This window comes from Pseudomonas brassicae (genome assembly GCF_010671725.1).
Taxonomy (GTDB): Bacteria; Pseudomonadota; Gammaproteobacteria; order Pseudomonadales; family Pseudomonadaceae; genus Aquipseudomonas; species Aquipseudomonas brassicae.
Map to the genome: position 1 here is coordinate 1 of NZ_JAAHBU010000322.1, position 7,828 is coordinate 7,828.

Annotated in this window: 5 protein-coding genes; all 5 read right to left on the reverse strand. The window is 57.6% G+C overall.

Annotated features, from left to right (window positions below; genetic code table 11):
* Positions 1-162: 162 nt before the first annotated feature.
* Positions 163-1,773 carry a type I restriction-modification system subunit M gene (locus G3436_RS20200; protein WP_163948626.1) on the reverse strand — a complete coding sequence of 537 codons (1,611 nt, stop codon included), beginning with the start codon at positions 1,771-1,773 and terminating at the stop codon, positions 163-165.
* A gap of 228 nt (positions 1,774-2,001) precedes the next feature.
* Positions 2,002-4,419, reverse strand: coding sequence for a DNA topoisomerase (ATP-hydrolyzing) subunit B (gene gyrB / locus G3436_RS20205; protein ID WP_163948629.1), 2,418 nt, complete (start codon positions 4,417-4,419; stop codon positions 2,002-2,004).
* A gap of 4 nt (positions 4,420-4,423) precedes the next feature.
* Complete coding sequence (recF, locus tag G3436_RS20210) at positions 4,424-5,527, reverse strand: DNA replication/repair protein RecF (protein ID WP_163948631.1); 1,104 nt, start codon at positions 5,525-5,527, stop codon at positions 4,424-4,426.
* A gap of 19 nt (positions 5,528-5,546) precedes the next feature.
* Entirely contained in the window at positions 5,547-6,650 is a 1,104-nt protein-coding gene (gene dnaN / locus G3436_RS20215) for a DNA polymerase III subunit beta (protein WP_163948634.1), read from the reverse strand.
* Between the two features lie 41 nt (positions 6,651-6,691).
* Positions 6,692-7,828 (reverse strand): chromosomal replication initiator protein DnaA (dnaA, locus tag G3436_RS20220; protein ID WP_243667230.1); only part of this gene is annotated, 1,137 nt, incomplete at its 5' end.

Sequence of the window (7,828 nt, forward strand, 5' to 3'; positions counted from 1 at the left end):
TCTGAGACATCTCCCATTGCTAGAAACGACACCTCAGCATCTTCGGACTCAGGCCTTGTCCGGCTGGGTTGATATCGGCAATGTCCGATAAATAGCTATACTGCCAGCCTTCAGGAATCCATCCTGTGGCTGACTCTTTATATGGTGGCTTACAAGCTACATTCATGCCTTAGACTCCAGCAGCCCTAACTCCGTGAGATAGCCATTCAGTCGCACATCAACTTGCGCTTCCTCATCAGCCAGTGCGGCCAATTGCGCCAAGGTCGCGATCACATCCACCATTTTCTCTGTTTGACCATTGTCGATATAGCGAGCGATATTGAGGTTGCCGTCATTGCTGCGAATCTCCTCCAGCGTCACCAAGCGGCAATACTTTTCCACCCCAGTTTGGTGCTCAAAAGCATCCTTGTGAGTGGTGACAATGCGAGTGATGTCTTGGGAGCGTAAGCAGTTCTGAACTTTATCGTCACCATAATCTGCGCTGGCATCGATGATGATGACCTTACCCTTTAGGTTCTCTGGCTTGTGCTTGTTCAGAATCAGGACGCATGCAGGAATTGGAGTGTTATAAAAAAGCGCCGGCGGTAATCCAACAACGGCCTCGATCAAGTCACCCGGTTGGTTGCCGCTGGCCGCGCTGGTACCAAACAGCAAGCCCTCACGAATTTTCCCTTCCTCTCCACCACGAAATAACACGCCATGCGGCAAAATAATGCCCATCCGCCCATCCGCTTTAAGGCTTGCTAACATATGCTGGGCGAAAGCGAAATCAGCATAACTCCGTGGAGGTATGCCATATGCTAGGCGACCATAGGGATCGCTGACCTGCTTGTAGTTGGCCACTTTCGGTTTCTTGCCACTTTCCTGTTCGTTCTCATTGCTCAGCTCCAGCGGCGTCCACCAGGATTTGGCAGAGAACGGTGGATTGGCAATGACCCGGTCAAATGTCTTCAGGAAATCCCCATTGAGATGCTTGGGTTCTACCAGCGTATCGCCCCGTTCAATGGCAGCATGCATATTGTGTAGGTAGAGGTTGAGCTTGGCGATGGCCCAGGTGCCGAGATTTTTTTCCTGCCCAAACAGCAGCACATTGGGTTTGCCCATCAAAGTACCGTTGGGCAAATGGGAAACATGGTGGGCGCTCTCGACCAGCATGCCGCCGCTGCCGCAGGTAGGGTCATACACGCTGTGGCCGGGCTGCGGATCGATCAGTTCGACCACCAGCTGCACTACAGCCTTGGGCGTATAGAACTCACCACCTTTCTTGCCTGCGTCGTCGGCGAACTGCTTAATCAGGTACTCGTATGCGTCACCGAGCATATCCGCCTTGTATAGGTCGTCATTACCCAACTTGTATTGGTTAAAGTGACGCAGCAGACGCTGCAAGGTGGCATCCGACAGAACCCGCTTGTCACCATACTGGGTAGCGGTCAATACGTATTGCAGTTCAGGGTTGTTGGCCTCGATGGTAGCGAAAGCCTTGTCCAAGGCTTCACCAATATTTTCCGTGCGTGAAATCAGATCAAACCAGCGGGCACTGATAGGGAGCTTGCCCCATTTGTCCTCGATTTCCTCCTGAGCATCGCCATAGCTCAGGTTTTCGTCTTTCATCAGTTTGGAGATTCGCTCGTCAAAAACGTCGCTGTAACGTTTGAGAAACAGAAGGCCAAAGATGTAGTTCTTGAAGTCGGAAGAATCGATAGAGCCGCGCAGAATATTCGCAGATTCCCAGAGCCAAGACTCTAGCGTTTCGAGTGACAGCTTATGAGCCATAGTAAATCGGTCCCTATCAAAGCAAGATGCCAAACGCCGACAATTGTCGCGACTGCACACAGGCATACTGGATGAAAAATTGGGTTCGATTGTACAAGTCAGCGTGACCTTAAGCCCGAAAAACCATCCCCTAAAACGACGAAACCCCGGCATCAAGGCCGGGGTTTTCCCTAGAAAGCGACAGTAACTCGCCCACTTGCGACACTTAATGTGCCCATCGACACTGCGTCAGAAGTCCAGGTTGGACACTGCCAGCGCGTTGCTTTCGATGAACTCGCGGCGCGGTTCAACGGCGTCGCCCATCAGGGTGTTGAAGATCTGATCGGCAGCGATCGCGTCTTCGATGGTCACCTTGAGCATGCGGCGCACAGTCGGGTCCATGGTGGTTTCCCACAGCTGGTCCGGGTTCATCTCGCCCAGCCCTTTGTAGCGCTGGATGGTGTGGCGCTTGGTGCTTTCGGCCATCAGCCAGTCGAGTCCCTCTTTGAACTCGGTGATGGCTTTCTTGCGCTCGCCACGCTGGATGTACGCACCTTCGCCCAGCAGGGTAGAGAGCTGCGCGCCCAGTGCGGTGACCGTGCGGTAGTCGTTGCTGCCGAAGAAGTCACGGTTGAAAGTGACATAGCTGGCCAGGCCGTGGGAGGTGATTTCCACTTCTGGCAGCCATACGTTGCGCTCGCGGTCTTCACGCAGGCTGGCCTTGTACAGCAGGCCGGACTTCTCGGTATTGCGCAGGCGCTCGTCGAAGCTGGCCAACCACGCTTGCATGTGCGCGTGGTCGGACAGCTGCTCCAGCGATACCGCCGGCAGGTACACGAAGTGCTCGGTGAGCTCTTGCGGGTACAGGCGCGACAGGCGCTTGAGGGTCTTCATCACGGTACGGAATTCGTTCACCAGACGTTCCAGCTCGACACCGGAAACCGGCGGCGCGGATTCGTCCAGGTGCAGGCTGGCATCTTCGAGGGCCGACTGGGTCATGTACTCTTCCATGGCCTCGTCGTCCTTGATGTACTGCTCCTGCTTGCCTTTCTTGACCTTGTATAGCGGCGGCTGGGCGATGTAGATGTAACCGCGCTCAACCAGCTCTGGCAACTGACGGAAGAAGAAGGTCAGCAGCAGCGTACGAATGTGCGAACCGTCGACGTCAGCATCGGTCATGATGATGATGTTGTGGTAGCGCAGTTTTTCGATGTTGTACTCTTCGCGACCGATACCGCAGCCCAGTGCGGTGATCAGCGTACCGACCTCCTGGGACGAGATCATCTTGTCGAAGCGAGCCTTCTCGACGTTGAGGATCTTGCCCTTGAGCGGCAGGATCGCCTGGGTCTTGCGGTTACGCCCTTGCTTGGCCGAACCGCCTGCGGAGTCACCCTCCACCAGGTACAGTTCGGAAAGCGCTGGGTCTTTTTCCTGGCAGTCGGCGAGTTTGCCCGGCAGGCCCGCGATGTCCAGTGCGCCTTTGCGACGGGTCATTTCACGCGCCTTGCGTGCAGCCTCACGGGCACGCGCGGCGTCGATCATCTTGCCGACCACTGCCTTGGCTTCGTTCGGGTTCTCCAGCAGGAAGTCGGAGAAGTACTTGCCCATCTCCTGCTCGACTGCCGTCTTCACTTCGGACGAAACCAGCTTGTCCTTGGTCTGCGAGCTGAACTTGGGGTCGGGCACTTTGACCGAGATGATCGCGGTCAGACCTTCACGGGCATCGTCACCGGTGGTCGCGACCTTGTTCTTCTTGGCCAGGCCTTCCTGCTCGATGTAGTTGTTCAGGTTACGCGTCAGCGCCGAACGGAAGCCCACCAGGTGAGTACCGCCGTCGCGCTGTGGAATGTTGTTGGTGAAGCACAACAGGTTCTCGTTGAAGCTGTCGTTCCACTGCAGGGCGATTTCCACACCCACACCATCTTCACGCTGAACATTGAAGTGGAATACTTCGTTCACCGGCGTCTTGTTGGTGTTGAGGTATTCGACGAACGCACGCAAGCCGCCTTCGTACCTGAACTCTTCTTCCTTGCCCGAGCGCTCGTCCTTCAACAGGATGCCCACACCGGAGTTCAGGAACGACAGCTCACGGATACGCTTGGCCAGGATGTCCCAGCTGAAGTGAATGTTCTTGAAGGTCTCGGCCGACGGTTTGAAATGGATCTGGGTACCGGTGGTTTCGCTGTCGCCGACGATTTTCATCGGGGCTTGAGGCACGCCGTGTACGTAGGTCTGCTCCCAGATCTTGCCGCTGCGGCGTACGGTGAGGATCAGCTCTTCGGACAGTGCGTTCACAACCGAAACGCCCACGCCGTGCAGGCCGCCAGACACCTTGTACGAGTTGTCGTCGAACTTACCGCCAGCGTGCAGCACGGTCATGATGACCTCGGCCGCAGAGACGCCTTCTTCTTTGTGTACATCGACCGGAATACCGCGACCATTGTCACGTACGGTGATGGATTCGTCCGGGTGGATGACAACGGTGATGTCGTCGCAATGGCCGGCGAGGGCTTCGTCGATCGAGTTATCGACCACCTCGAACACCATGTGGTGCAGGCCGCTACCATCATCGGTGTCGCCAATGTACATACCGGGACGCTTGCGTACGGCATCCAACCCTTTGAGCACTTTAATGCTGGAGGAGTCGTACGTTTGATTTTCGCTCATGCCTTCACTCCCGATGGTCGTGGGTCTGGGTGATACGGCCTTGTTCCACGTGGAACAAGGCAACTGGCGTATCCATCTGCCAGCCTTCCCTCAATAATTCGTGGTCTACACAGGTGATGAACACCTGGCAGCGTAAGTCTTCCAACAAGCGACAGAGTGCACGACGGTGCTGCTCGTCCAACTCGGACGGCAGGTCATCCACCAGATAAATACATTGGCCGCGTCGTGCCTGGCTGACCAGATGCCCTTGGGCTATGCGCAGTGCGCACACCACCAGCTTCTGTTGGCCGCGAGACAGGATATCGGCAGCGTTGTTGGCGCCTAACCTCAACCGCAGGTCCGCGCGTTGCGGACCCGCCTGGGTATGGCCCATCTGTTGATCCCGATGGAGCGAGGCAGCCAGCACATCGCTGAGCTCTCGCTCCTTGTCCCATCCGCGGTAGTAACTCAGGGTCAGCCCCTCAAGCGCCAACAATTCGCTCAAGGTCTGCTCGAAGACGGGTTTCAGCGCTTTGATGTAATTACGGCGGTATTCGTCGATTTCTGCACTGGCCAGGCATAACTCCCGGTCCCAGGCCGCTTGCGAAACAGCGTCAAGTGTACCATGCCGCAACCATGAGTTCCGCTGCCGCAGGGCCTTCTGCAGGCGTTGCCAGGTTCCCATGAAGCGGGGTTCCACGTGGAACACCCCCCAATCGAGGAACTGCCGGCGGATCTTCGGCGCCCCCTCAAGCAGGCGAAAACTGTCGGGGTTGATCAGTTGCAGCGGCAGAATTTCCGCCAGTTGCGCAGCACTGCGGGCGTTCTGCCCATCGATGCGGATGGTGAAATCCCCTTGCCGCTCGCGCGAGATGCCGAGGTTGCTGGAGCCACCTTCATTCAATTCGACCTGGCCGAACACCGTGCATGCCCGTTCTTCGTACTGGATGACCGGGGTCAGTCGCGTACTGCGAAACGAGCGGGCGAGGCCCAGCAGATGGATGGCCTCCAGCACGCTGGTCTTGCCGCTGCCGTTGGCGCCGTACAGGATATTGATGCGGGGGGAGGGGGAGAAGGTCACCGGGTGCAGATTACGCACCGCGGTGACTGAAACGCGACTGAGGGACATCTAGCGTGTGCTGGACAAATTACAGACGCATCGGCATGACGACGTACGCAGAATCGTCGTTGTCCGCCTCTTGCAGCAGCGCACTGTTGTTGGAATCGGACAGGATCAGACGAACCTGTTCAGTAGTCATCACACCCAGCACGTCCAGCAGGTAGCTCACGTTGAAACCGATCTCGAGCGAACTGCCATTGTAGTCGACGCTGATTTCTTCTTCGGCTTCTTCCTGCTCCGGGTTGTTGGCCTGGATCTTCAGTTGGCCAGCAGCCAGCTGCAGGCGGATACCACGGTACTTTTCGTTGGACAGGATCGCGGTACGGCTGAAAGCCTCGCGCAGCGCCTGACGGTCGCCCAGTACCAGCTTGTCGCCGCCTTTTGGCAGTACGCGCTCGTAGTCCGGGAACTTGCCGTCCACCAGCTTGGAGGTGAAGGTGAACTCACCGGTGGTGGCACGAATATGGTGCTGGCCCAGCACGATCGCGACGGTGCCATCTGGCTCGGTCAGCAGACGGGCCAGTTCGAGGATACCTTTGCGTGGCACGATCACCTGGTGACGATCGGCCTGGCCGATGTCAGCCTGCATCGAGCACATGGCCAGACGGTGACCGTCAGTCGCCACCGCGCGCAGGGTGCCGGTGGACACTTCCAGCAACATGCCGTTGAGGTAGTAACGCACGTCCTGTTGGGCCATGGCGAAGCTGGTGCGTTCGATCAGGCGGCGCAGGCGGCTTTGCTCCAGGGTGCAGGTCAGCGAGCCTGGGCCTTCCTCGACAGTCGGGAAGTCGTTGGCAGGCAGGGTCGACAAGGTGAAGCGGCTACGGCCAGCCTTGATTACCAGCTTCTGCTCATCCACCTTGATGCTGATTTCTGCATCGTTCGGCAGGCTTTTGCAGATATCCATCAGCTTGCGCGCCGGCACGGTGATTTCGCCAGGCTCGGCCGGGTGCTCGAGCTGTACACGGCCAACCAGTTCAACTTCCAGGTCGGTACCTGTCAGCGACAGTTGTTGGCCCTGGACGACCAGCAGCACGTTGGACAATACCGGCAAGGTCTGGCGGCGCTCGACGACGCCTGCGACCAGTTGCAGGGGTTTCAACAGGGCTTCGCGTTGAATGGTGAAATGCATGGTCTAGTCCCTTGCCTTGAAAAAAGCTGCGCTGACGTTCATCACGTCGTCAGGGTTCGCAGCAGGTTCTTGTAGTCCTCGCGGATATCCGCGTCGGATTCCTTGAGTTCGTTGATCTTGCGGCAGGCGTGCAACACCGTGGTGTGGTCGCGGCCACCAAAAACGTCACCGATTTCCGGAAGGCTGTGGTTGGTCAGTTCCTTGGACAGGGCCATGGCCACCTGACGCGGCCTGGCCACCGAGCGGGAACGCCGCTTGGACAGCAGATCGGAAATCTTGATCTTGTAGTACTCAGCGACCGTGCGCTGAATGTTATCCACACTCACCAGCTTGTCCTGCAACGCCAGCAGGTCCTTGAGCGACTCGCGAATCAGCTCGATGGTGATATCACGGCCCATGAAGTGCGAGTGCGCAATGACCCGCTTCAATGCACCTTCGAGCTCACGTACGTTGGAGCGGATGCGCTGGGCAATGAAGAACGCGGCGTCGTGCGGCAGGTCGACCTTGGCCTGGTCGGCCTTCTTCATCAGGATCGCGACCCGGGTCTCAAGTTCCGGCGGCTCGACGGCCACCGTCAGTCCCCAGCCGAAGCGGGACTTGAGGCGCTCTTCGAGGCCTTCGATTTCCTTCGGGTAGCGGTCGCTGGTGAGGATCACCTGCTGGCCACCCTCGAGCAAGGCGTTGAAGGTGTGGAAGAACTCTTCCTGCGAACGCTCCTTGCGAGCAAAGAACTGAATGTCATCGATCAGCAACGCGTCGACCGAACGGTAGAAGCGCTTGAACTCGTTGATGGCATTGAGCTGCAACGCCTTGACCATGTCGGCGACGAAACGCTCGGAGTGCAGGTACACGACCTTGGCATTCGGGTTCTTCTTGAGCAGGTGGTTACCCACAGCGTGCATCAAGTGAGTCTTACCCAGGCCAACCCCACCATAAAGGAAGAGCGGGTTGTAGCCATGCTTGGGGTTGTCTGCGACCTGCCAGGCAGCGGCACGCGCCAGCTGGTTGGATTTACCTTCGACGAAGTTCTCGAAGGTAAAGGTGCGGTTCAGGTAGCTGGTGTGCTTGAGCGCACCTTCGACCTGCACGGTCCGTTGCTCGGAACGACTGCTGGGCGGGGCAACGATGACGTTGTTCTCCCCCATCGAATCGAAGCTGTCACGTGACGGCGCATCTTC